This is a genomic window from Arthrobacter antioxidans (assembly GCF_023100725.1).
GTDB classification, from domain to species: domain Bacteria; phylum Actinomycetota; class Actinomycetes; order Actinomycetales; family Micrococcaceae; genus Arthrobacter_D; species Arthrobacter_D antioxidans.
In genome coordinates this window covers 2194685-2217515 of sequence record NZ_CP095501.1, presented here as the reverse complement: position 1 = coordinate 2217515, position 22831 = coordinate 2194685, and the positions used below count along the sequence as shown (strand labels likewise).

Sequence of the window (22831 nt, the reverse complement as noted above, 5' to 3'; positions counted from 1 at the left end):
AAGGACGGGATGCATCACGCATCCCGTCCTTCCGCGTTCCACGGCAAGCCGGAGGCGTCGACGGCGCCCGGAGCATGCTCGTTGTGCACGTGTGGCGGGTTGTCGACGGCAGGACCCACCACAGCTGCGCAATCAGGGCAGATAGGTGTGCCTGACGCGTATGGGTGTGCGCGCACCATCGGGCGCACGAGAAAACGAGGGAAGCCGGAGCCTCAGCGGTAGTACGCCGCCAGGCGCTCGAGCCCTTCGTCGATGCTCACGGACGGGCTCCAGTCGAGCACGCTGCGCGTGTGCCGCTGGTCGAACCAGTGCGCGGTCGACAGCTGCTCCGCCAGGAAGCGGGTCATGGGGGGTTCGTCCGTCCTGCCGAGCCGGAGCCAGGCCCGCTCGATCAGGGAACCGGCACCGCGGGCAAGCACTCCCGGCACGGACCGGGCGGGCGGCTCCACCCCGCCGGCACGGCAGATCCCGCCGAGCAGCTCGGCGATCGGGCGGGGCTCGCCGTTGGTGACGACCAGCGCCTGGCCCTGTGCCGCGTCCATCCGCCGCAGGCACGCGACGATGGCCGACGCCGCATTGTCCACGTAGGTGGTATCGATCAGGGCGGTCCCGCCGTCGAGCAGGGGAAGACGACCGTGACGGGCGCGCTCGATCACGCGTTCCACCAGCTGGGTGTCGCCGGGACCCCACACGATGTGCGGCCGGATCGCGGCGACGCGGAACGACGGCGTCGAACGGGCCAGGGCGAGCACCTCGGCCGCGGCCTTGGTACGGGCGTAGTCGCCGCGGGCGTGTGCCGGGTCCGCCGGACCGGAGGGAGCCCCGACCAGCGACGAGCCGTCGTGCGCGACGGACGGCGAGGACACATGGACGACGTCGGTGACCCCGGCCGCGCGGGCGGCGTCCAGCAGGATCCGCGTCCCGTCCACGTTGGTGCGCTCGAACTCGGCGGGCACCCCGGTGAAGGAGACCTTCGCCGCGAGGTGGATCACGGCGCGGCAGTCCTGCACCGCGGCGGCGACGGCCGCGGCATCCGTGATCGATCCGAGGACGTCCTGCGCACCGGATACCCCGGAGGGGCGCCGCTGCAGGCACCGGACGTCCTCCCCGGCGGCGACGAGGTGCTCGGCGACGGTGCGCCCCAGCATCCCGCTGGCACCGGTGACGAGGACGGTCACAGGGACCCCGCGCGGGCACCGGAGAGGAACCGGCCGCACCACTGCGCGATGCGCGTGCGGTCGATCTTGGCGTTGTGCCGGATGTCCACCGGGAGCGCGGGGACGGCGACGACCGCGGCGAGGTCGACACCGTGCCCCAGCGCGGCGGAGCGTGCCGCCTCCGCGACCGGAGCATCGGCCAGGGCAGGGCGCCGCCCCGCGGCGTCCGTCTCGAGGACCGCGACCACGGCCTGCGTGCCCGCGGGGCCCACGCCCACGAGGGCCGCCAGCCGGACGCCGTCGATCGTCTCCAGGGACTGCTCGAGGGCGACGGGCGTCAGGACGCCGGAGGCCGCCGTGATGATGTGGCCGAGCCGGCCCTCGACCCAGAGGCGCCCGTCGGCGTCGAAATGGCCGACGTCGCCGGTGCGGTGCCACGGGGGAGTCTGGGTGGACTCGTGCTGCGTCCTCCACAGCCGGAAGTAGCGGTCCTTGACATGGAGGGCGTCCACGAGGATCTCGCCGGTCCGCCCCGGCGCCGTGGTCGCCTCGCGCGTCGCGGCGCCGTCGGCGTCGAGCGGGCTGACGGCGACGCGGGCGCCGTGCACCGGGAGGCCGACGCACACCCCGCCGCCGGCGCCGTCGAGACCGTCCCGCGCGGCAGTCGCGGCGCGTCGGATGCCCGCGAGGTCGATGTCCGCGACGAGGAGGGACTCCGTCATGCCGTAGGGCGTGTGCAGGGTGGCGGACGGCACGAGGTCCTGTACCGCTTCGAGGAGCGGGACGGGGATCGGCGCCCCGGCCGAGAGCAGCAGTGAGATCCGGCCGAGGGCCGTCCTGCCCGCGTCGGTGAGCGCACCGGCGGTAGCGAGCACGTTGCGCAGGGCTGCCGGTGACGCGAAGACGACCGTCGCGTCGATCGCGTCCGCGGCGTCGGCCAGTGCCTGCGCGGTCAGCGTCCGCGGGGCTGTGACATCCATGGCCGGCGTGACCGACGTCGCTCCGAGGGCCGGTCCGAGCAGCGCGAACGGGGCGAAGCCCGCGACGAGCGAGGCCCCCTCGCCGAGTCCCAGGGTCGCCGCGACGGCGTCCCGCATGGCGGAGAGCTGCCGGTGCGTGTAGACGACGCCCTTCGCCGGTCCCGTGGAGCCGGAGGTGAAGAGGATGGCGGCGTCGGCATCGGCGGGCGGCGCCTCCACGACGGACGCCGCGGGCCGTGCGGCGCGCAGGTCGTTGAGCGAGGCCTCCACGCGCAGCGCCCGGCGCGTGGCCGCGGGCAGGGGAGAGGCGCTGATCCGGCGTCCGGGCCACCCGAAGGCGCGGGCCGCGACGAGGGCGCGCTCGATGCCGATGACGACGTCGGGCGCGGACCCCTTCACGGCGCGGCTGAGGCCACGCGCGCCGAGGCCGGCGTCCGCGACGACGATCACGGCGCCGATGCGCAGGCAGGCGTAGATGAGCACGGTCAGGTCCACGCCGGGCGGGACGAGGAGGCTGACCCGGCTGCCGGGACCGTAACCGAGCGCGGTCAGGCCGGCGGCGACGGCGGAGACGTCGTCGGCGAGGTCCCGCCAGGACAGGGTCCGCGGCGGGCCGGCGGGCTGCATCTGCGCGACGGCGGTCCGTGCGGCGTCCGGTCCGGCGGCGAGGTCGGTGAGCCGTTGGCCGAGCGGGACGTACGGGGCCCCGCCAGCAGAGGCGCCTTCCTCGCGGGACGGGACGTCGCTGGAGGGTGCGGGGTGTCCCACCGACCGTTCGGCCAGCCACTGCATGGCCGTCGACGCCGTGTCGGCGTCCTCCTGCACGAGGTGGCTCGCACGTTCGAAGCGGTGGATGTCCGCGTGGGGGAGACGCCGGGCGAGGTCCTCCAGGTAGGGGTCCGAGAAGATCGGGTCGTGCGGTCCCCACATCATGAGCACGGGGACCTCGAGGCTCCTGATCCCCTCGGCCGTCGCGGTCAGGGCCTCGTAGCTGGGGTGCGAGGGATCCGCGGGGATGTCCGAGACGAAGTGCGCGATGCCCTGCCGGTCGGCGGCGGTGCGGTACGGGTCCCTGAAGGCACGGCGCACATCCGGGGACAGGGCGGGCCGGGCGAGGGCCAGGGTCACGTCGAGGAACGCGCTGGTGGTCCGGGTGCCGAGGCCGTGGACGCCCGGGGCGAGGGCGAGCCGGAGCGGCGCGGGAATACGACGGTCCGGGTCCTGGTGGATGGCGGTGTTGGTGAGGATGACACCGGCCAGGTCCTCCCGGTTCCGGTGGGCGTAGCCGAGGCTGACGACGCCGCCCCAGTCGTGCCCCACGGTGACCACGGGGCCGGTCGGCCCGACGGCGGCGACGAAGTCCTCGAGATCGGTGATGCGGTCGGCCAGCCGCCGGAACACGCCTGTCCGCTCGGAGTAGCCCATGTCGAGCTGGTCCACGGCGATGACGCGCCAGCCCGCGGCCCGGCCGGCGGCCAGGTAGGTCCGCCAGAGGTAGGACCAGGTGGGGTTGCCGTGCACGCAGAGCAGCGTCCCCCGGACAGCGCCGTCCTCGAGGTCGGCGCCGTTGTCGAGGTAGTGCCAGCGATGGCTGGTGCCGGGGCGGTCCGCCGCGCTGGTGGAGGGCACGTCGAGGTACGTCGACCAGGAGGGGTCGACGCCGGGGAGTGCTACCACGCAATCTCCATCATCGATGTGTTCAGTCCGGACCCGACGCCGAGGCACAGGACGCGGTCCCCGGACCGCAGGGAGTCGGCTTCCTGGGCGAGGGTCATGGGCAGGGACGCCGGACCCACGTTGCCCCAGTGCGGGAAGGTGATGGGGACCCGCTCGCGCTCGAGGTCCACGGCCTTGATGATCGCGTTGGTGTAGGAGTTGGAGACCTGGTGGGTGACGTAGCGGTCCATGGAGTCCCAGGCCCAGCCGTCCGCCTGCGCCTCGTGCCACGCGGTGACCACGAGGTCCAGGCCGCCTTCCAGCAGGCCCTTGGTGTCGGTGTACATGCCGTCGATCCCGCCGACGCAGAGTTCGTGGTGCTCGGTTCCGGCGCGGGAGACACCGCCGAGGAGGCGGTGCGAACCCGGGTGCAGATCCGCAGGGCCGAGGACGGCGGCGGCCGCCCCGGACCCGAGGGTGAGGGTCGCGAACTCGCTGAGGAAGTCCTGGCGCGTCGAGTCCTCCCGGTTGAGCCGCCGGAACGTGGCTTCCTGGGTCTTCTGGGCGTCCTCGCCCGCGACGATCAGGGCGTACTTGATCTGCCCCGAATCGATCATGTTCGCGGCGAGGGTCATGCCGTTGACGAACCCGAGGCAGGCGTTCGCCAGGTCGAAGTTCAGGGCCGAGGAGGGGAGGCCGAGGGAGTGGTGGATCTTCACGGCGACGGACGGCTCGAGGTTGCGCCGCGTCACCGAGGTGTTGATGAGGAGGCCCACCTCGCCCGGCTCGATGCCCGCCTCAGCCATCGCCTTGGCGCCGGCCTCGATGGCGGCGTCGTCGAAGTCGGTGCCCGGCGACCACCAGCGGCGTTCGGTCACGCCCGCCACGCGCTCGAGGAGCCGCTTGGAGAGGCGCAGCCTCTTCAGGCTGGGAGCAAGCCGTTCGTCGAACTCTGCGGAACTGACGACTACCGGCGCCTCCACACTCGTGACGGCGAGCAAGGCCGTGTTGTCATGTCGGAAGGTCGCGTTACCGGTCAAATTTCCTGCCTCGTCAACTGATAGCGCCGGTCTGTGGCCGGGAAGGACCCACGGGTGGATCGGCCTGGACGCCTTCTGGATACTGCTGAAACTTTCGTAAGCCTACTTGGTAATGCAGTGGCGGTCACTCCGGAAACGTCCGGGACCACCGTCCTGGCGACCCGCTGCCCGGTACCGTCGGTGTCCTCCGGTAGATTAGGGAGGTCCTACCCCATCTGGAGAGCCTGCCACCGTGCATCTGAAGAGTCTAACCGTGCGAGGGTTCAAGTCTTTCGCCTCGGCAACCACCTTCGACTTCGAGCCGGGTGTCACCGCCGTCGTCGGCCCCAACGGGTCCGGCAAGTCGAACGTCGTCGACGCGCTGGCCTGGGTCATGGGCGAGCAGGGGGCCAAGACGCTCCGCGGCGGCCGGATGGAGGACGTCATCTTCGCCGGGACGACCGGCCGTGCGCCGCTCGGGCGGGCCCACGTCTCCCTCACCATCGACAACGCCGACGGCGCCCTGCCCATCGAGTACGCCGAGGTGACCATCGCCCGCACGCTCTTCCGGGCCGGCGGCTCCGAGTACGCCATCAACGGCAAGAGCTGCCGGCTCCTCGACATCCAGGAACTCCTCTCCGACTCCGGGCTGGGCCGCGAGATGCACGTCATCGTGGGCCAGGGGCAGCTGGACAAGGTGCTGCATGCCACACCCGAGGAACGGCGCGGCTTCATCGAGGAGGCCGCCGGGATCCTCAAGCACCGCCGCCGGCGCGAGAAGACCGTCCGGAAGCTCGACGCGATGCAGACGAACCTCGCACGGCTGTCCGACCTCACGGGGGAGCTGCGCCGGCAGCTCACCCCGCTCGGGAAGCAGGCGGAGGTCGCCCGGCGCGCCCAGCAGGTGCAGTTCGCGGTACGTGATGCGAGGTCGCGCCTGCTCGCCGACGAGCTCGTGGCCCTGCGCGCAGGGTTCGAGCGGGACGTCGCGGCCGAGGCCGCCCTGCAGGCCCGCCGCGACGAGATCGGGACGCTGCTCGGCGCCGGCCAGGAGCGGCAGGCGGACCTCGAGCAGGCCGCCGCCGCAGCCGTGCCCGCGCTCAACCGGACACGCGAGGCCTGGTACGCGCTCTCGAGCGCCCGGGAGAAGCTCTCCGCCCTCGCCACGCGCGCCGAGGACCGCGGACACCTCCTCGGGCAGGCGACGGAACCGGACCAGGGCCGCGATCCCGACCACCTCGACCGGCAGGCCGGGCGCGTGCGGGCGGAGGTCGCCGGCCTCGAGGAGGAGGTGGCGTCCCTCGGCCGCGCCCTCGAGGAGACCCTGACAGCCCGGCGGACCGCGGAAGAGGCCTCGGCCGCCGAGGACGCGAGGCTCGCACGCCTCCTGCGGGCCGCCGCGGACCGGCGCGAGGGAGACGCGCGGCTCACCGGCGCCGTGGGCGCGGCACGCTCGCGCGTCGAGTCCGCGGTGGCCGAGCTCGGGCGCCTGCGCGCGTCCATCACCGCGGCCGAGGAACGACGGCGGACCGCCGAGCGCGAGTTCCAGGCACTCGAGGGCCGGGTCGCGGGGGACGAGGAGGGCGAGGAGGGCCTCGACGCGGAGTACGAGGCGGCGTCGGACATCCTCCGCTCCCTCACGGGGGACGTGGCAGCACTCGTGGAGGAGGAGCGTGCCACGGAGCGCGAGCGCGGCGCCCTGGCCGCGCGGCTCGAGGCGCAGCGCGAGGGCCTGCAGCAGCGCGACGGTTCCGCGGCCCTCCTCGCCGCGGGGCTCGACGGCGTGCTGGAACCGCTCGCCCGGCTCCTGCACGTGAGCCCGGGCTTCGAGAAGGCGGTCGTCGCGGCGCTCGCCGGTTCCGCCGACGCCGTCGCCGTCGAGAGCATCGCGGCGGCGGCGCACGCGGTCGGGGTCATGAAGGACGACGACGCCGGCCAGGTCTCGCTCGTCGTCGCCTCCGGACCGGGGGCGACCAGCCGGCCGGAGACGGCGGACGCGGCGCCGGAGCCTTCCGACGCCGTCGTTCCCGCGCTCGCCGTCGTGACGGCCCCGCCCGCGCTGCAGCCTGCCGTGGCCGCGCTGCTGGACGGCGTCGTGGTGGTCGCGGACCTCGAGGCGGCGCGCCGCGCCGTCGAGGAGGGCACCGCATCCTTGGCGGTCACGCGCGACGGCGACGTCCTGTCCCGCCACACGGCCCGCGGCGGTTCACCCGGTGCGGCGGGGTACCTCGAACTGCGGGCCGCCGCCGAGGACACGGAGGAGAAGCTGGCGCAGGCCGGTGCCGCCGCGGACCGTCTCCGGTTCCGCCTGGCCGCAGCGCGATCCGCCCGGCAGGAGGCGCAGCAGCGCGTCGACGGCGCGCTCGAGCGCCTGCACGAATCCGATGCGCGGATGGCCGCGGTCACCGAGAAGCTCGGCCGGCTGCAGGGCGAGCTGCGGTCCGCGGGAGGGGAAGCCGAGCGGCTTGCCGTGCTCGCGCGGGCGGCCGAGGCCAATCTCGCGCAGGAGGAGGCCCGTTTGCAGGACGCCGCCGGGCGGCTGAAGAACCTCCAGGAGCAGCCCGTGGAGGCCGAGCCCTCGAGCGAGCACCGCGACGCCCTGCGGCGCGCCGCGGTGGATGCCCGTCAGGCCGAACTGGAGGCACGCCTCGCGCTGCGCGGCCGTGAGGAGCAGCTTTCCGCGCTCGCGAACCGGGCCGCGTCCCTGGAACGCGCGGCGCAGTCCGAACGCCGCGCCCGCGAGCAGGCGGCGGAGAAGGCGAGGATCCGCCGGGCCCAGGCCGTCAGGGCGGCGGAGGTCGCCGCGGCGGCGCGTCGGGCGGAGCAGCGGGCCGCGCAGTCCGTGGCCGTCGCGGCGGACCAGCGCGACGCCGCCGAGCGGCTGCGCGGGCAGCAGGATGCCGAGCTGCAGGAGGTGCGGGCCTCCAACGCGGCCCTCGGCGTCGAACTGGCACGGCTCACGGACTCCGTGCACCGGGACGAACTCGCCCGTACCCAGCAGCGCCTGAGGATCGAGGTGCTCGAGAACCGCTCCATCGAGGAGCTCGGCCTCACCCCGGACCACCTCGTGGACGAGTTCGGTCCGCACCTGCCCGTGCCCGGCGACGCGGCGACGGAGGACAAGTGGGCGGCGCTGCGCGCGCCGGTCGACGACGACGGCAACCCCGTGCCGCAGGGCGTCCCGTTCGTGCGCCAGGAGCAGGAGAAGAGGCTGAAGCGGGCCGAACGGGACCTCGCCGCGCTCGGCAAGGTGAACCCCCTCGCCCTCGAGGAGTTCGCGGCGCTCGAGGAACGGCACCAGTTCCTGAGCACCCAGCTCGCCGACCTCAAGGCGACCCGGAAGGACCTGCTGGACATCATCCGGGAGGTCGACGAGCGCGTGGAGCAGGTCTTCGCGGCCGCGTACCGGGACACCGCCGACCAGTTCGAGCGTGTCTTCGCGACCCTCTTCCCGGGCGGTGAGGGCCGGCTGGTGCTCACGGACCCGACGGACATGCTCGCCACCGGCATCGAGGTCGAGGCCCGGCCCGCCGGGAAGAAGATCAAGCGGCTGTCACTGCTCTCGGGCGGCGAACGGTCGCTGACGGCCGTCGCGCTGCTCGTCGCGATCTTCAAGGCTCGGCCCTCGCCGTTCTACGTCATGGACGAGGTGGAGGCCGCCCTCGACGACACGAACCTCGGGCGGCTGATCACGATCTTCCAGGAACTGCGGGAATCCAGCCAGCTGATCATCATCACGCACCAGAAACGCACCATGGAGGTCGCCGACGCCCTCTACGGCGTGACGATGCGCGGCGACGGCGTGTCCACGGTCATCAGCCAGCGCATCAGTGCCGAGAGACAGGACGCCCTCGGCTAGGACCCCGGGGTCCCCTGCTCCTCCGCGGACGGGCGGGCGCTGCGGCGCTGCGATCCGGCATCGCCGTCGTCACCGTCAGATCTGTCATCGCCGACATCGCTTTCGGAGGCATCGGTGGGCGGCAGGGTGCGCTCCGCCCGGGGCAGCGTCTCCCGGGACAGCGCCCAGACACCGGCCGCGAGGGCGGTCAGGACGCCGGTCACGGTGAAGGCGAGGGCGAAGGAGCCGAAGGAGAGCTGGTCGATGATGAGTCCGGCGAGGATCGGGCCGAGGATCGCGCCGAAGTCCGAGCTCATCTGGAAGGTCGCGAGGACCCTGCCGCCGCTGCGGTCGTTGCCGACGACGTCGGCCACCGCCGCCTGCTGCGCGGGATTCAGGAGGCCCGTGCCGATGCCCGCGACGACGCACAGGGCCAGGAACACCACCACGTTGCCGGAGAAACCGAGCGCGATCATCGCCGCCCCGTTCACGAGGAGGCCCGTGATCACGAGCGGCCGCCGGCCCAGCGAGTCGGCGAGCCCGCCCGACATCGTGAGGGCGAGCGCTGTTCCCGCCGCGAAGAAGGCCAGGGAGATGCCGGCGATCTCCGTACCCGCTCCGAGGACCGCGTCCGCGAAGAGCGGCACCAGCGCCATCCGGACGCCGAAGGAGGACCAGCCGTTCGCGAAGCTGGACGCCAGCGCCGCCCGGTACCCGGAATCCGTGACCGCCTCGCGCACCGTGAGGGCCGGCTTGTCGCGCGCCGCCTTGCGGTCCGAGAGCGAGGTGTCCTTCAGCTGGAAGAAGACGACGGCGGAGGCGACCAGCAGGGCCGCCGCGTAGACGAGGAACGGCACCCGCAGGCCGAACCGGGCCAGCAGGCCGCCCACGATCGGGCCGCCGATGCTCCCGAGCAGGAACGCCGTGGCGTAGGCGCCGGAGACCCGCCCGCGGATGGCCGGCGGGGCGAGCCGCACGATCAGGCCCATCGCGGAGACCGTGAACATCGTCGAACCGATCCCGCCGAGGGCGCGGAAGACGAGGAGCTGCCAGTAGTCCGCCGCGAAGGCGCAGGCAGCGGTGGACAGCGCCACGATGAGCAGCCCGACGATATACACGGGCCGTTCGCCGAGCCGCTCCACGAGGCGGCCTCCCGCGGGCGCGAAGACGAGGCGCGTGAACGCGAAGGCGCTCACGATCACCGCCGATGCGGTGACACCGACGTCGAAGCTCTGCGCGAACTGCGGCAGGATCGGCGCCACGAGGCCGAATCCGATGGCGATGACGAACGCGGCCGCGATGAGGACCCTGATCTCCCGCGGGATCCGCTGCCGCTCCCCGGCGGGTGTGGCACCGTCCCCGGTCCGTCGTCCGGGACGGGGGATGCGGAAGGGGGAGCGCTTGGGTACGCGGGGGAATGCGGCCATGGTCCTCGCATTCTGTCACCGCCCCGGCGTCGGGGGTCAATCCGTGCGTGCAGGACCCATATGAGAAGGTGGATCGGTGAACGACATCCTCCTGCCTGTCATCTTCGTCATCCTCGCGATCGCCGTGATCGGCTCGCTCGCCGTCCTCCTCGTGCGTGGCAGACGGACCCCTCCGGGCCTGTACTCCTCGCCCCGGGACCCCGACGACCAGGTGGAGGGCGGGACGCACGGCGCCACGTCCACGGACGTCCTGGAGCGGCCCGACGGACTCCCGACGGGCGTGCTCGTCCCGAACGACCTCAGCGGGCTGGAAGAGGCGCCCGCCCCGCGCCTGGACACCGTCGACCCCGTGCAGGGGCGGCTCGCCCGGCTGCGCGCCCGCCTGGTGCGGTCCAACAACGCCCTCGGCAAGGGCCTCCTCGCCCTCCTGTCCCGGGACAACATCGACGAGGACGTCTGGGACGAGGTGGAGGAGACCCTCCTCATGGCGGACCTCGGCACCGAGCCCACCATGGAACTCGTCGATGCGCTGCGCGCACGCGTCAAGGTGACCGGTAGCCGCAACCCGGCCGAGGTCAAGGACATGCTCCGCGAGGAACTCGTGAAGCTCGTCGATCCCACGATGGACCGGTCCCTGGCCACCCAGCGGCACGCGGACCGTCCGGCGATCGTCATGGTGGTCGGCGTCAACGGGGTGGGCAAGACCACCACGGTCGGCAAGCTGGCCCGCGTGCTCGTCGCCGACGACAAGGACGTGCTCCTCGGCGCCGCGGACACGTTCCGCGCCGCCGCCGCCGAGCAGCTCGCCACCTGGGGGGCGCGTGTCGGCGTGCCGACGGTCAAGTCCGACGTCGACGGCGCCGACCCCGCGTCCGTCGCCTTCGAGGCGGTCAAGACCGGCATCGAGGAAGAGGTCGACGTCGTCCTCATCGACACCGCCGGGCGCCTGCAGAACAAGGTGGGCCTCATGGACGAGCTCGGCAAGGTCAAGCGCGTCATCGAGAAGCAGGGCACCGTGGACGAGGTCCTCCTCGTCCTGGACGCGACCACGGGCCAGAACGGCCTCAACCAGGCGCGCGTGTTCGCCGAGGTCGTGAACATCACCGGCATCGTCCTCACCAAGCTGGACGGGACCGCCAAGGGCGGCATCGTCGTCGCCATCCAGCGCAGCCTCGGCGTGCCCGTGAAGCTCATCGGGCTGGGCGAGGGCGCGGACGATCTCGCCCCGTTCGACGCCGAGGGCTTCGTCGACGCGCTGCTCAGCTAGGGCCGGCCGGAGCGGGGCGCACCCCGCCCCGCGTCAAGGCCCGGCGAGCCGGGAAACCTGCAGGAAACACGATCGACACGGGGTCTTTACTCCCGCGCTCAGCCTGTAACCTGCGTGCAACGCGATGCCCCCGGGACCGAAACACGACCATCGCATTCTGGAGGAGCGGGAAGTCCCCGCCCCTTTGGAAGGATCGTGTTTGATGGATCTGACAGCAGGCCACGTCTGGGTGATGATCTCAGCCGCCCTCGTACTTCTCATGACCCCCGGGCTCGCCTTCTTCTACGGCGGCATGACCCGCGCCAAGGCCGCCCTCAACATGATGATGATGAGCTTCATCGCCGTCGGACTCGTGGGGATCGTGTGGGTCCTCTGGGGCTACTCGATGACCGGCGGCGACGGCATCGCCCAGCTCTTCGGCAACCCCTTCACCTCGTTCGGCATGAGCGGGCTCATCGGCACCGAGGACCTCATCGGCGCCGGGTACGGCGCAACATTCGCCATCATCACCGTGGCCCTGATCAGCGGTGCCATCGCCGACCGCGCCAAGTTCGGTGCCTGGGTGATCTTCGTCCCCATCTGGGTGACCCTCGTCTACTGCCCCCTCGCGTTCATGGTCTGGGGCGGGGGCCTCCTGAGTGCCGACGGCGCCGTGGGCGGCGCGGTCGGCGAGGCCGTCGACTTCGCGGGCGGCACCGTGGTGCACATCAGCGCCGGCGTCGCGGCCCTCGTGCTCGCCCTGATCCTCGGCAAGCGCCAGGGATTCGGCAAGGACCCGGCGCAGCGCCCGCACAACATCCCGTTCGTGATGCTCGGCGCCGCACTCCTGTGGTTCGGCTGGTTCGGCTTCAACGGCGGCGCCGCCGGTTCGGCCGAGGAAGCGGGCCTGATCTGGGTCAACACCATGGCCGCCCCCGCGGCCGCGATGGTGGGCTGGCTCATGACCGAGCGCATCCGCGACGGCCGTCCCACCTCGCTCGGCGCAGCGTCGGGCATCGTGGCCGGCCTGGTGGCCATCACCCCGGCCTGCGCGAACGTCAGCCCCGTCGGCGCCATCTGCCTGGGCATCGTCTCCGGTGCGGTCTGCGCCCTCGCCGTCGGCGTCAAGTACCGGCTCGGCTTCGACGACTCGCTCGACGTCGTCGCCGTCCACCTCGTCGCCGGGATCGTGGGCACCCTGTCCCTCGGGTTCATCATGCTGCCCGTCGAGGGTGAGGGTGGCGGCCTCTTCTACGGTGGCGGCGCCGGCCAGCTGGTCGCGCAGATCGTCGCCGCAGCCATCGCGATCGCCCTCTCGGCAATCATGACCGCCATCATCGGCCTCGCCATCCACAAGACCATCGGCTTCCGGATCAGCTCGGACGACGAGGTGTCCGGCGTGGACCTCACCGAGCACGCGGAGACCGCCTACGAATTCGGCGGGCTCGGCGTCGGTGGATCCTTCCACCCGTTCGCCGATCAGATGGTCACCCAGCAGGGCGGCAAGCACAGCACCAAGCAGAACTCCTCACAGCAGGACGTCACGGAAGGCGCTCGTTCATGAAACTGGTCACAGCAATCGTCCGGCCCGACAAGCTCGACGGTGTCCGGGGGGCCCTGGAGAACTACGGCGTGCAGGGCCTCACGGTGAGCCAGGCGAGTGGTTACGGCCGCCAGCGCGGCCACACCGAGGTCTACCGCGGCGCCGAGTACACCGTGGACCTCCTCCAGAAGGCGCGCGTCGAGGTCCTCGTCGCGGACGCGTGGGTGACCGACATCGTCGACGTCCTGGTCTCCACCGCCAACACCGGTCGCGCCGGGGACGGCAAGGTGTGGGTCATCCCTGTCGAGGAGGCCGTCCGCGTCCGCACCGGCGAACGGGGCGAAGCCGCCCTCTAGGGGAGGCTCCACCGCACGAGGAGCACAGGCACAGCACAGAACGCCCGGCCGGGCCACCCCGGCCGGGCGTTCTGCTTGCCCTGGAAGCAACCCTTGCCGTCCCCGAGCAACGGGCATACCCTTGAACAACCTCCTGGTTGATCAACGGATACATTGATCAACCAGGGAGGTGGAACCTCAGGAGCGTGACCCCGTGACCGACGACGAACGCCTCGACCTCGCCTTCCTGGCGCTGGCCGATCCCGTCCGCCGCCGCATCATCGCCCGGCTCAGCCGGGGCCAGGCCACGGTCAACGAACTGGCGGAACCCTTCGCGATCACCAAGCAGGCGGTCTCGAAGCACATCCAGGTCCTCGAGCAGGCGGGGCTCGTCACGCGCACGCGCGACGCCCAGCGCCGGCCCGTCCACCTGAATCCCGCACGGCTGGAGGCGCTCACCGCCTGGATCGACCAGTACCGGCTGGTCCGCGAGGAGCAGTTCCGCGGCCTCGACGCCGTGCTATCCACCCAGGCCGCGGCCCGCGGCCCGCAGGCGAAGGACTCGTCATGAGCAATGCCCTGAATCTCCTCGTCCCCGAAGGCCTCCCCTTCATCGATCTCGACCGCGAGTTCGACCATCCTGTGGCGGAGGTCTTCCACGCGCACAAGGACCCCGACCTCGTGGCCCAGTGGCTGGGCCCGCGGCGCCTCCGGCTGGGCGTCGAGCAGTACGACTTCCGGACCGGCGGCAGCTACCGCTACACCCACACCGGCCCGGACGGCGTGGACCACGTGTTCAGCGGTGTCTTCCACACCGTCCGGGAGAACGATTTCGCGATCCAGACCTTCGAGTACGACGGGTACCCGGACGTGGTCAGCATCGAATTCCTGACCTTCCAGGACCTGGGGGGCGGCAGGACCCGGCTGAGCGCCCACGCCGTCTACCCGACCATGGAGGCCCGGGACGGCATGGTGCAGTCCGGGATGGAGGGCGGACTCTCCGAGGCCTACGAACAGCTCGAGGAACTGCTGGCCCGCGCGAAGGTCTGAGGACTCCCGGGGAGCCCGCCGCAGCCGCGCACCCGCCCGGACCTCCTGCGCCCGGACCTCCTGCGCCCTACTCCTTCCGGCCGTGCGACGACGGCCATGCCTCCGGCCCCTCCGAGCCCGCCTGGTACTCCTCGAGGGGCACGCGGCCCTCCGACCACGCCTTCAGGACGGGCTCCACGATGCGCCAGCAGTCCTCCGCGGTGTCGCCGCGGACCGAGAGCGTCGGATCGCCGGCGAGGACTCCCTCGATCACCTCGCCGTAGGGGAGCAGGTCCGTCTGGTTGAGGTCGGCGCTGAGGGTCGCCCGGTCCAGGGCGAAGATGTCACCGGGCCCGTTGACGTCGATCTCGAGCTGCAGCGTGTCGGGGCCGAATCCGATACGCAGCTTGGTCGGCGCGTCCTGGCCCGTGAATCCGACGGGCAGGTGGCTCACCGGCTTGAAGGTGATGACGGCCTCCTTGCGCTTGATGCCGAGCGCCTTGCCGGAGCGGAGGACGAACGGCACGCCGGACCAGCGTTCGTTGTTGATGGACACGGTGATCTCCGCGAGCGTCTCGGTGCCCTTCTCCGGGTCGACGCCGGGCTCGGCCGCGTAGTCGGGGATCTCCCGGTCGCCGATCGTGCCCGCGGCATAGCGTGCCCGGCGGCTGCTGCCCGGACTGTCCAGGTCCACCGAGCTGGCCCGGAGGATGGAGCCGATGTGGTCGCGGAGGTCCCTCTCGTGCAGGGTCGACGGCGCGTTCAGGGCCAGGAGTGCCATGACGTGCAGCAGGTGGCTCTGGATCATGTCGCGCAGTGCGCCGGCGCCGTCGTAGTAGCGGGCCCGGTTCTCGAGCGCGAGGTCCTCGTCGAAGATCACCTCGACCTTCTCGATGTGCAGGTTGTTCCACACCGGCTCGAGGATGCGGTTGGCGAATCGCAGGCCGAGGATGTTGAACACCGTCGCCTTGCCGAGGAAGTGGTCCACGCGGTGGATGTTCTGCTCGGGCACCAGCTTCGAGAGCTTCTCGTTGAGGCGGTGCGCGCTGGCCTGGTCCGTGCCGAAGGGCTTCTCCATCACGAGGCGGGTGCTCTTCGGCAACGCATCCGTCCCGAGGGCGCTGCAGGCCAGCTGGCTGACGGCGGGGGGCAGCGCGAAGTAGATGGCCACCGGCCCCTCGAGGCCCTGCACCAGATCGGCCAGCCCGTCCTTCGTGACGTCGAGGAAGTGGTACCAGCTGTCGTCGCGCACCTGCTGCAGCGACGCCCGCCCGGCGTCGTCCGCCTTCTCGCGGGCGGCGGCGAAGGAGCTGTCCAGCCTCTCGCGCCATTGCTCGTCGGTCCAGTCGTCGGAGCCCGCGCCCACGAGCTTGAGGCCGTCGGCGCGGCCGAGGCGGACGAGCCGTGCGAGTCCCGGCAGGAGGAGGCGTCCGGTCAGGTCGCCGGAGGCACCGAGGATCAGGAGCGTCCTGACGCGGGTGTCGGCGTCGGCGGGAATGGTGTCGTGCTCTGCGAGCGAGTGTGTATCCACTTCTTCACCTTGCCACTTCTGCCCGCGGGTGTCCTGCGCCGGCGGGGTGCGTCGCTGTTCGCGCGCGGGGGTCGTACGAGGAACGCTCCCGGACGTCCCCAGTTGATACCCTTGGGAGTTGAGTCTCCAAAGTCCCCGATGAAAGTAGTGCACGGCACGTGTTCAATTCACTCTCCGACCGGCTGACTGCGACCTTCAAGAACCTCCGCGGCAAGGGCCGCCTCACCGAGGCGGACATCGATGCCACGGTCCGCGAGATCCGCCGAGCCCTGCTCGACGCCGACGTCGCCGTCCCCGTGGTCCGCGCCTTCACGGCCGCCATCAAGGAACGCGCCCTCGGCCTCGAGGTCTCGCAGGCCCTGAACCCGGGCCAGCAGATCGTCAAGATCGTCAACGAGGAACTCGTCGGGATCCTCGGCGGCGAGACCCGGCGCATCCGCCTCGCGAAGAACCCGCCCACCGTCATCATGCTGGCGGGCCTGCAGGGTGCCGGAAAGACGACACTCGCGGGCAAGCTCTCCAAGTGGCTCAAGGGCCAGGGCCACAGCCCGCTGCTCGTCGCCTGCGACCTCCAGCGCCCGAACGCCGTCCGCCAGCTCCAGGTCAACGGCGAGCGGGCGGGCGTGCCCGTCTACGCGCCGCACCCGGGCGTCAGCTCCGAGTTCGAGGCCGCCACCGGCGACCCGGTCGCCGTCGCCCGCCAGGGCGTCGCCGAGGCACGCGCCCGGCTGCACGACGTCGTCATCGTCGACACCGCCGGACGCCTCGGCGTGGACGCCGAGCTCATGCAGCAGGCGGCGGACATCCGCGCGGCCATCAGCCCCGACGAGGTGCTGTTCGTCATCGACGCGATGATCGGCCAGGACGCCGTCAACACCGCGCTCGCCTTCAACGAGGGCGTGGACTTCACCGGCGTCGTCCTGACCAAGCTCGACGGCGACGCCCGCGGCGGTGCCGCGCTCTCGGTCGCGTCCATCACCGGCAAGCCGGTCATGTTCGCCTCGACGGGTGAGGGGCTCGGCGACTTCGAGCTGTTCCACCCCGACCGCATGGCCTCGCGCATCCTCGACATGGGTGACGTCCTCACCCTGATCGAGCAGGCTGAGCAGTCCTGGGACAAGGACGAAGCGGCGCGGATGGCGAAGAAGTTCGCCGACCAGGAGGACTTCACCCTCGACGACTTCCTCGCGCAGATGCAGCAGATCCGCAACATGGGCTCCATGAAGAAGATGCTCATGATGATGCCGGGGGCCGCCAACATGCGGGAGCAGCTCGAGAACTTCGACGAACGCGAGATCGACCGCGTGGAGGCCATCGTCCGGTCGATGACCCCGCACGAGCGCCTTGCCCCCAAGATCATCAACGGATCGCGCCGCGCGAGGATCGCCCGCGGTTCCGGCGTCCACGTCTCCGAGGTCAACGGGCTGCTGGAGCGCTTCACGCAGGCCCAGAAGATGATGAAGAAGATGGCCTCCGGCGGCGGAATCCCGGGGATGCCCGGGATGGCCGGTCCGGGAGGCTTCGGCGGTCCCCGCAAGACCAAGGCCGCCGCCGCGAAGGGCAAGAAGAAGCCGCGCTCGGGGAACCCTGCGAAGGCGGCGCAGGAGCTCCAGGAGGCGGAGGCTCGGCGCGCTGCCGCACGCACGGCAGCGCCCTCCGGTGCGGCCTTCGGCGGGCAGCAGGACTTCGACCCGTCGGCGATGAACCTCCCCAAGGGCTTCGAGAAGTTCCTCGGGAAGTAGCGCGCCGGTGCTGTCCGAGGATGTGACCCGTCGATGCCGTCCCTGATGGGCGCCGGGCTGTGATGGGTGCCGAGCGCGTGGTGTTCGTGCACGGCAGCGGGTCCTTCGGTGCCGCGGCCTGGCCCCGGCAGCACGGCCTGTCCATCGACTTCGACTGCCTGTACGTCCGCCGGCACGGGTTCTCGGCCACCGAGGAGCCGGTCGCCACGGACCATGGCCGGGACCAGGAGATCATCGCGGACGCCCTGGGCGGCGGGGGACACGTCGTCGCCCATTCCCAGGGCGCCGTGGCGGCCATGATGCTCGCCGTCGAACGTCCCGACCTGGTGCGCTCGCTCACCCTCGTGGAGCCTGCGTGCTTCTCCCTCACGGCAGAGCTCCCGGCCACGGCCGCGCACATCGCCCTCATGACGCCGCTCTTCGCGGAGCGCCACGCGATGTCCGACGACGACTTCCTCCGCGCCTTCGTGCGGCGCGTGTTCGACGCCGACGCGCGGACACCCGCCACGACCGATGCCCGGCGCGACGCCGCGAGGCTCCGGCTCCAGAGCCCTCCGTGGGAGGCCCCACTGGCGATCGTCCCCGGCGTGCCGACCCTGGTGCTGACCGGCGGGTGGGAGCCCCTGTACGAGGAGGTCGCCGAGTACCTCGCCGGCACGGGCGCGATCCACCGGGTAGCACCCGGCGGGCACCGGCCGCACGACACCCCCGAGGGAGACGCGCTCATCCGGTCCTTCCTGCGCGCCGGCCTGCACCAGGCCGCAGCGTGAGGAACGCCGCCGACGGGCCTCATGCTGCCTGACGGGCCCGGGTTCCTGCATCTCACCGGGACGGTGCTGCTGTCGCCGTCGCGGTCGGTGGCGGACGTCTACGTGCAGGACGGCCGCTTCACCTTCCGGCGCCCGCCCGGCCCTCCGCTGCGGACCATCGAGGGCTGGGTGCTGCCCGGCCTGGTGGACGCCCACTGCCACGTCGGCCTCGACCGGCGCGGCCGGGTCCCCGACGACCTGGCGGAACAGCAGGCCCTGCAGGACCGCGATGCAGGCACGCTGCTCATCCGCGATGCCGGCGTCGTCAATGACACGCGGTGGGTCCAGGAGCGCGCGGACCTGCCCCGCCTGGTGCGCGCGGGCCGCCACGTGGCACGGACCCGCCGCTACTTCCGCGACTACGCCGTCGAGGTGGAACCTGCGGATCTCGCCGGGGCCGTCGCGGAGCAGGCGCGGCGCGGCGACGGATGGGTCAAGATCGTGGGGGACTGGATCGACCGCTCCCTCGGCGACCTCGCCCCCGCCTTCCCGCCCGCGGCCCTGAAGGACGCCGTCGACGCCGCGCACGCGGAGGGTGCCCGCGTGACGGCGCACTGCTTCGCGGCAGAGACGCTCGACGGCATGCTCGACGCCGGGATCGACTGCATCGAGCACGCCACCGGCATGCTCCCGCGGCACATCCCCCGGTTCGTGGAGCAGGGCGTGGCAATCGTCCCCACGCTCATCAACATCGACACCTTCCCCGCCATCGCCGACGGCGCCGCCGGCAGGTACCCCGACTATGCGGCGCACATGCGCCGGCTGTGGGGCGGCCGACAGACGATGGTCCGGCGGGCGTACGACGCCGGGATCGCCGTCTACGCGGGCACCGACGCCGGCAGCGTCATCGCCCACGGCCGGCTCCCGGACGAGGTGGCGGCACTGGCCGCCGCCGGCCTCGGCCCGGCCGCGGCGCTCGACGCGGCCTGCTGGTCCGCCCGCGCCTGGCTGGGCTTCCCGGGGATCGCGGAGGGAGCGAGCGCTGACGCCGTCGTCTGTGCCGCCGACCCCCGCCTGGACGCCGGCACCCTCGCCTCCCTCCGGGCCGTGGTGCTGCGCGGAGAGGTCATCCGGACGGCCCCGCCGGAATAAGTTGAAGCTTCAACAAGTTGTGCAGGGGAGACCTTCCACCCCGAGGAGCCGATATGCCCGCACAGGACCTGCTGCCCACCGACACCGCCATGGGGGCGCTGACGCTCAGGGTCGGCGACCTGTCCGGGCTGACCCGCTACTACGCCGCCGCGCTGCGTCTGGAGGTGATCGAGGACGGAGCGGACGCCGTCGTCCTCGGGCGCCGGGGGAGCGCCGTCCTCCGCCTCGAATCCGCCCGCCACCTGCACCTCCCGCAGCGTGGCGAGGCCGGCCTCTTCCATACCGCCCTCCTCTTCGCGGACCGTGCGGACCTGGCCGCCGCCGTCGCCTCCGCCGCGCACCATCCGCTCAGTACCTACGTGGGCAGCGCCGACCACCTCGTGAGCGAGGCGTTCTACTTCACCGACCCCGAGGGGAACGGCATCGAACTGTACGTCGACCGACCCCGGGACAGCTGGACGTGGACGGGCGACGGGCGCGGGACCCGCTCGGTGGTGATGGACAGCCTTCCCCTGCCCCCGCAGGACTACCTCGAGCGGCACCTCACCGAGGACGCGGTGTCGTCCGCGGAGTCGAGGGCCGCGACCGTGGGCCACGTCCACCTGCAGGTCGGCGACGTCGGCACTGCCCACAGCTTCTACGTGGACGTCCTCGGCTTCGAGCGCACCGCCGGGTGGCACGACCGGGCCCTCTTCGTCTCCGCGGGCGGCTACCACCACCACATGGCCATGAACGTCTGGAACAGCCGGGGCGCCGGGCCGCGGAAGGACACCCTCGGCCTCGGTGAGGTGCTCATCCGGGTATCGTCGGCGGACGAGATCGGGGCGCTGGCGGACCGCCTCGCCCACGCGGGCGTCGCGAGCCACCACACGGGGGCCGAACTGCGCTTCGAGGACCCCTGGCGGAACCGGCTCCGTGTCGCCGCCGCCCACGCGTCCGGCGGAATCGCCTAAAGCACGGCCGTCTGGCACAATGGTTCCGTACTCGATCCGTGCAGCCCCTCTCTCTGCGCGTGCATTGTGTCCTTTGAACCCTCATGAATGGCCCGCCCCACGGGAGCAGGATGACGGGTTCGCCCCTTTTCATTTACAAGGAGTGACCACACAAGTGGCCGTAAAGATTCGCCTCAAGCGCATGGGCAAGATCCGCGCACCGTTCTACCGCGTCGTCGTCATGGATTCACGCTCCAAGCGTGACGGCCGTGCCCTCGAAGAGATCGGCAAGTACAACCCCACCGAGGAGCCCTCGTTCATCGAGATCAACTCCGAGCGTGCGCAGTACTGGCTCGGTGTCGGCGCGCAGCCCACCGAGCAGGTCTCCGTGCTGCTCAAGATCACCGGTGACTGGCAGAAGTTCAAGGGACTCAAGGGCCAGGAAGGCACCCTAAGGACCAAGGCCGCCAAGGAGGCGTTCATCGCCCCCGAGAAGGGCTCCGTGATCGTCCCCGAGGCCATCACGCCGAAGGCGAAGAAGACCGACGACGCCGCCGCGGAAGCCACCGAGGCAGAGTAACTTGCTGGCCGAAGCTCTGGAGCACCTCGTCCGCGGCATCGTCGACAACCCTGACGACGTCAGGGTCGCCGCAAAGAACAACCGCCGCGGCGAGACGCTCGAGGTCCGCGTCCACCAGGAGGACCTCGGCCGCGTGATCGGCCGCCAGGGGCGCACCGCCCGCGCGCTGCGCACCGTGGTGTCGGCCCTCGCTGACGGCGAGCCGGTGCGGGTCGACGTCGTCGACACCGACCGCCGCCGGGACTGACCGGCCCGAGCTTCACGCCATCCAGCATGCCGAACGGCCCCACCACCAGGACCTGGTGGTGGGGCCGTTCCCGTTCACCCCTGAAGTACCCATGATTCAGCCACCCACAGCAGGAGCACCACGATGGACGTACTCGTAGCCAGGATCGGGAAGCCCCACGGCATCCGCGGAGAGGTGACGGTCCAGCTCTTCACCGACGCCCCGGAGGACCGCTTCGAACCGGGCGGGATCTTCCGCGTGGAGGGCGCGGCCGTCACCGAGCTGACGGTCGTGAAGGCGCGGTGGAACAAGGACATCCTGATCGTCGGTTTCGAGCAGGTGGCGGACCGGAACCAGGCCGAGACCCTGCGCGGTGCCCAGCTCTTCATCGACACGGCCGGCGCCCAGGACGACGACGACGACGCCTGGTACGAGCACGAGCTCGTCGGCCTCGACGCCCGCGTGGACGGGACGACCGTGGGCAAGGTCACCGCCCTGCGCACCATGGCGGTCCAGGACCTCCTCGTCGTCGAACTCGCCGACGGACACGAGGCGCTGGTGCCGTTCGTCACGTCGATCGTGCCCGAGGTGGACCCGGACGCCGGCTTCCTGACCATCGTGCCGCCGGCGGGCCTCTTCGACCTGAACACGCCCGGCTCCAACCAGGCGCCCGACGACGGCGACGACATCGCGCGCGACTCCGCCGGCGCGCCGACCGATCCCCCCGCCGATGCCCCCGCCGATTCCGGGCCGGGCGGGACGCGCGACTAGTGCGCATCGACGTCGTCTCCATCTTCCCGGAGTACCTCGCGGCGCTCGACCTGTCCCTCATCGGGAAGGCCCGCCAGGACGGCGTGCTGGACGTGCGCATCCACGACCTGCGGTCCTTCACGACCGACAGGCACAGGACGGTCGACGACACCCCCTACGGCGGCGGCGCGGGCATGGTCATGAAGCCCGAACCCTGGGCGCAGGCGCTCGAAGCCGTCCGGGCGGAGGCGCCCGCCGACTCCCGGCCCACGCTCATCGTGCCGTCCCCGGCCGGCGCCGTGTTCGACCAGGCGATGGCGTACGAGCTCGCCGCGCTGGACCACCTGGTCTTCGCGTGCGGCCGGTACGAGGGCATCGACGAACGCGCGGTCGACTGGGCGCGCGAGGAGTTCGACGTCCGGCCGGTCTCACTGGGCGACTACGTCCTCAACGGCGGGGAAGTGGCGGTGCTCGCGATGGTCGAAGCCGTCGCGCGCCTCATCCCCGGCGTCGTCGGCAACCCGGAATCCCTCGTGGAGGAGTCCCACTCGGACGGCCTGCTCGAGTACCCCGTGTACACGAAGCCGTCGTCGTGGCGCGGACGCGAGGTCCCCGAGGTGCTGCTGAGCGGCAACCACGCGAAGATCGCGCAGTGGCGGCGGCTCGAGCAGTTCCAGCGCACCGCCGACCGGCGCCCCGACCTCCTCGGCCGCGTCGACGTCGGCGCCCTCGGCAAGGCGGACCTCACGGCGCTGCGCGCGGCGGGTTTCGACGTCGTCGACGGCAGGCTGACCAGACCGCAGCATTAGTGGTTGGCGCCGGCGCTGTGGAATAATCGTGCCTTGTGTCCACTGGGCCGGACCCTGCCACAGGGGGCGTGCGGCCAACAGTTCACACACCGGCCACCGAATCATCGGATCGGCCGGACATCTTCTTCGG

Annotated in this window: 19 protein-coding genes; 14 read left to right on the top strand and 5 right to left on the bottom strand. The window is 71.8% G+C overall.

The window, feature by feature from the left end:
- Positions 1-212: 212 nt before the first annotated feature.
- Genes MWM45_RS10210 through MWM45_RS10200 form a run of 3 tightly spaced genes read right to left on the bottom strand, consistent with a single transcriptional unit; the run spans position 213 to position 4833 of the window.
- Positions 213-1178 carry an NAD-dependent epimerase/dehydratase family protein gene (locus MWM45_RS10210; RefSeq protein ID WP_247826349.1) on the bottom strand — a complete coding sequence of 322 codons (966 nt, stop codon included), beginning with the start codon at positions 1176-1178 and terminating at the stop codon, positions 213-215.
- Positions 1175-3814 (bottom strand): alpha/beta fold hydrolase, encoded by a 2640-nt coding sequence (locus MWM45_RS10205; RefSeq protein WP_247826348.1) that lies wholly within the window; start codon positions 3812-3814, stop codon positions 1175-1177. The genes MWM45_RS10210 and MWM45_RS10205 overlap by 4 nt, the downstream gene beginning before the upstream one ends.
- Entirely contained in the window at positions 3808-4833 is a 1026-nt protein-coding gene (locus MWM45_RS10200; RefSeq protein WP_247826347.1) for a 3-oxoacyl-ACP synthase III, read from the bottom strand. The genes MWM45_RS10205 and MWM45_RS10200 overlap by 7 nt, the downstream gene beginning before the upstream one ends.
- Positions 4834-5065: 232 nt before the next feature.
- Between MWM45_RS10200 and smc the strand changes: the two genes are divergently transcribed.
- Complete coding sequence (gene smc, locus MWM45_RS10195; protein WP_247826346.1) at positions 5066-8671, top strand: chromosome segregation protein SMC; 3606 nt, start codon at positions 5066-5068, stop codon at positions 8669-8671.
- Here smc and MWM45_RS10190 read toward each other — a convergent pair.
- Complete coding sequence (locus tag MWM45_RS10190) at positions 8668-10077, bottom strand: MFS transporter (protein ID WP_247826345.1); 1410 nt, start codon at positions 10075-10077, stop codon at positions 8668-8670. The genes smc and MWM45_RS10190 overlap by 4 nt on opposite strands.
- 76 nt (positions 10078-10153) lie before the next feature.
- Here MWM45_RS10190 and ftsY point away from each other — a divergent pair, with 76 nt between their 5' ends.
- From ftsY to MWM45_RS10165, 5 genes are all read left to right on the top strand, one after another.
- Positions 10154-11344, top strand: coding sequence for a signal recognition particle-docking protein FtsY (gene ftsY / locus MWM45_RS10185; protein WP_247826344.1), 1191 nt, complete (start codon positions 10154-10156; stop codon positions 11342-11344).
- 202 nt (positions 11345-11546) lie between these two features.
- Positions 11547-12887 (top strand): ammonium transporter, encoded by a 1341-nt coding sequence (locus MWM45_RS10180; protein WP_247826343.1) that lies wholly within the window; start codon positions 11547-11549, stop codon positions 12885-12887.
- Entirely contained in the window at positions 12884-13222 is a 339-nt protein-coding gene (locus tag MWM45_RS10175; protein ID WP_043445797.1) for a P-II family nitrogen regulator, read from the top strand. Before MWM45_RS10180 ends, MWM45_RS10175 begins: the two co-directional genes overlap by 4 nt.
- 193 nt (positions 13223-13415) lie before the next feature.
- Positions 13416-13772 carry an ArsR/SmtB family transcription factor gene (locus MWM45_RS10170; RefSeq protein ID WP_247826342.1) on the top strand — a complete coding sequence of 119 codons (357 nt, stop codon included), beginning with the start codon at positions 13416-13418 and terminating at the stop codon, positions 13770-13772.
- The gene (locus MWM45_RS10165; protein ID WP_247826341.1) at positions 13769-14251 is read left to right on the top strand and encodes an SRPBCC family protein; all 483 of its coding nucleotides are present in this window, start codon (positions 13769-13771) and stop codon (positions 14249-14251) included. Before MWM45_RS10170 ends, MWM45_RS10165 begins: the two co-directional genes overlap by 4 nt.
- A gap of 67 nt (positions 14252-14318) precedes the next feature.
- On the opposite strand, the gene MWM45_RS10160 is transcribed toward MWM45_RS10165, so the two are convergent.
- Positions 14319-15761, bottom strand: coding sequence for a glucose-6-phosphate dehydrogenase (locus MWM45_RS10160; protein ID WP_247826340.1), 1443 nt, complete (start codon positions 15759-15761; stop codon positions 14319-14321).
- A 158-nt stretch (positions 15762-15919) separates the two neighbouring features.
- On the opposite strand from MWM45_RS10160, the gene ffh reads away from it, so the two are divergent.
- The 8 genes from ffh to trmD all read left to right on the top strand — a co-directional run bounded on the left by ffh (position 15920) and on the right by trmD (position 22701).
- Entirely contained in the window at positions 15920-17503 is a 1584-nt protein-coding gene (ffh, locus tag MWM45_RS10155) for a signal recognition particle protein (RefSeq protein ID WP_247826339.1), read from the top strand.
- Positions 17504-17565: 62 nt separating this feature from the next.
- Positions 17566-18273, top strand: coding sequence for an alpha/beta fold hydrolase (locus tag MWM45_RS10150; RefSeq protein ID WP_247826338.1), 708 nt, complete (start codon positions 17566-17568; stop codon positions 18271-18273).
- 21 nt (positions 18274-18294) lie between these two features.
- The gene (locus MWM45_RS10145; protein WP_247826337.1) at positions 18295-19404 is read left to right on the top strand and encodes an amidohydrolase family protein; all 1110 of its coding nucleotides are present in this window, start codon (positions 18295-18297) and stop codon (positions 19402-19404) included.
- Between the two features lie 53 nt (positions 19405-19457).
- Complete coding sequence (locus MWM45_RS10140) at positions 19458-20357, top strand: VOC family protein (RefSeq protein ID WP_247826336.1); 900 nt, start codon at positions 19458-19460, stop codon at positions 20355-20357.
- A gap of 154 nt (positions 20358-20511) precedes the next feature.
- Positions 20512-20916 carry a 30S ribosomal protein S16 gene (rpsP, locus tag MWM45_RS10135; protein ID WP_247826335.1) on the top strand — a complete coding sequence of 135 codons (405 nt, stop codon included), beginning with the start codon at positions 20512-20514 and terminating at the stop codon, positions 20914-20916.
- A 1-nt stretch (position 20917) separates the two neighbouring features.
- Entirely contained in the window at positions 20918-21163 is a 246-nt protein-coding gene (locus MWM45_RS10130) for an RNA-binding protein (protein ID WP_043445779.1), read from the top strand.
- A 123-nt stretch (positions 21164-21286) separates the two neighbouring features.
- Positions 21287-21913 (top strand): ribosome maturation factor RimM, encoded by a 627-nt coding sequence (gene rimM, locus MWM45_RS10125; RefSeq protein ID WP_247826334.1) that lies wholly within the window; start codon positions 21287-21289, stop codon positions 21911-21913.
- Entirely contained in the window at positions 21913-22701 is a 789-nt protein-coding gene (trmD, locus tag MWM45_RS10120; RefSeq protein WP_247826333.1) for a tRNA (guanosine(37)-N1)-methyltransferase TrmD, read from the top strand. The genes rimM and trmD overlap by 1 nt, the downstream gene beginning before the upstream one ends.
- The last annotated feature ends 130 nt before the right edge of the window (positions 22702-22831 follow it).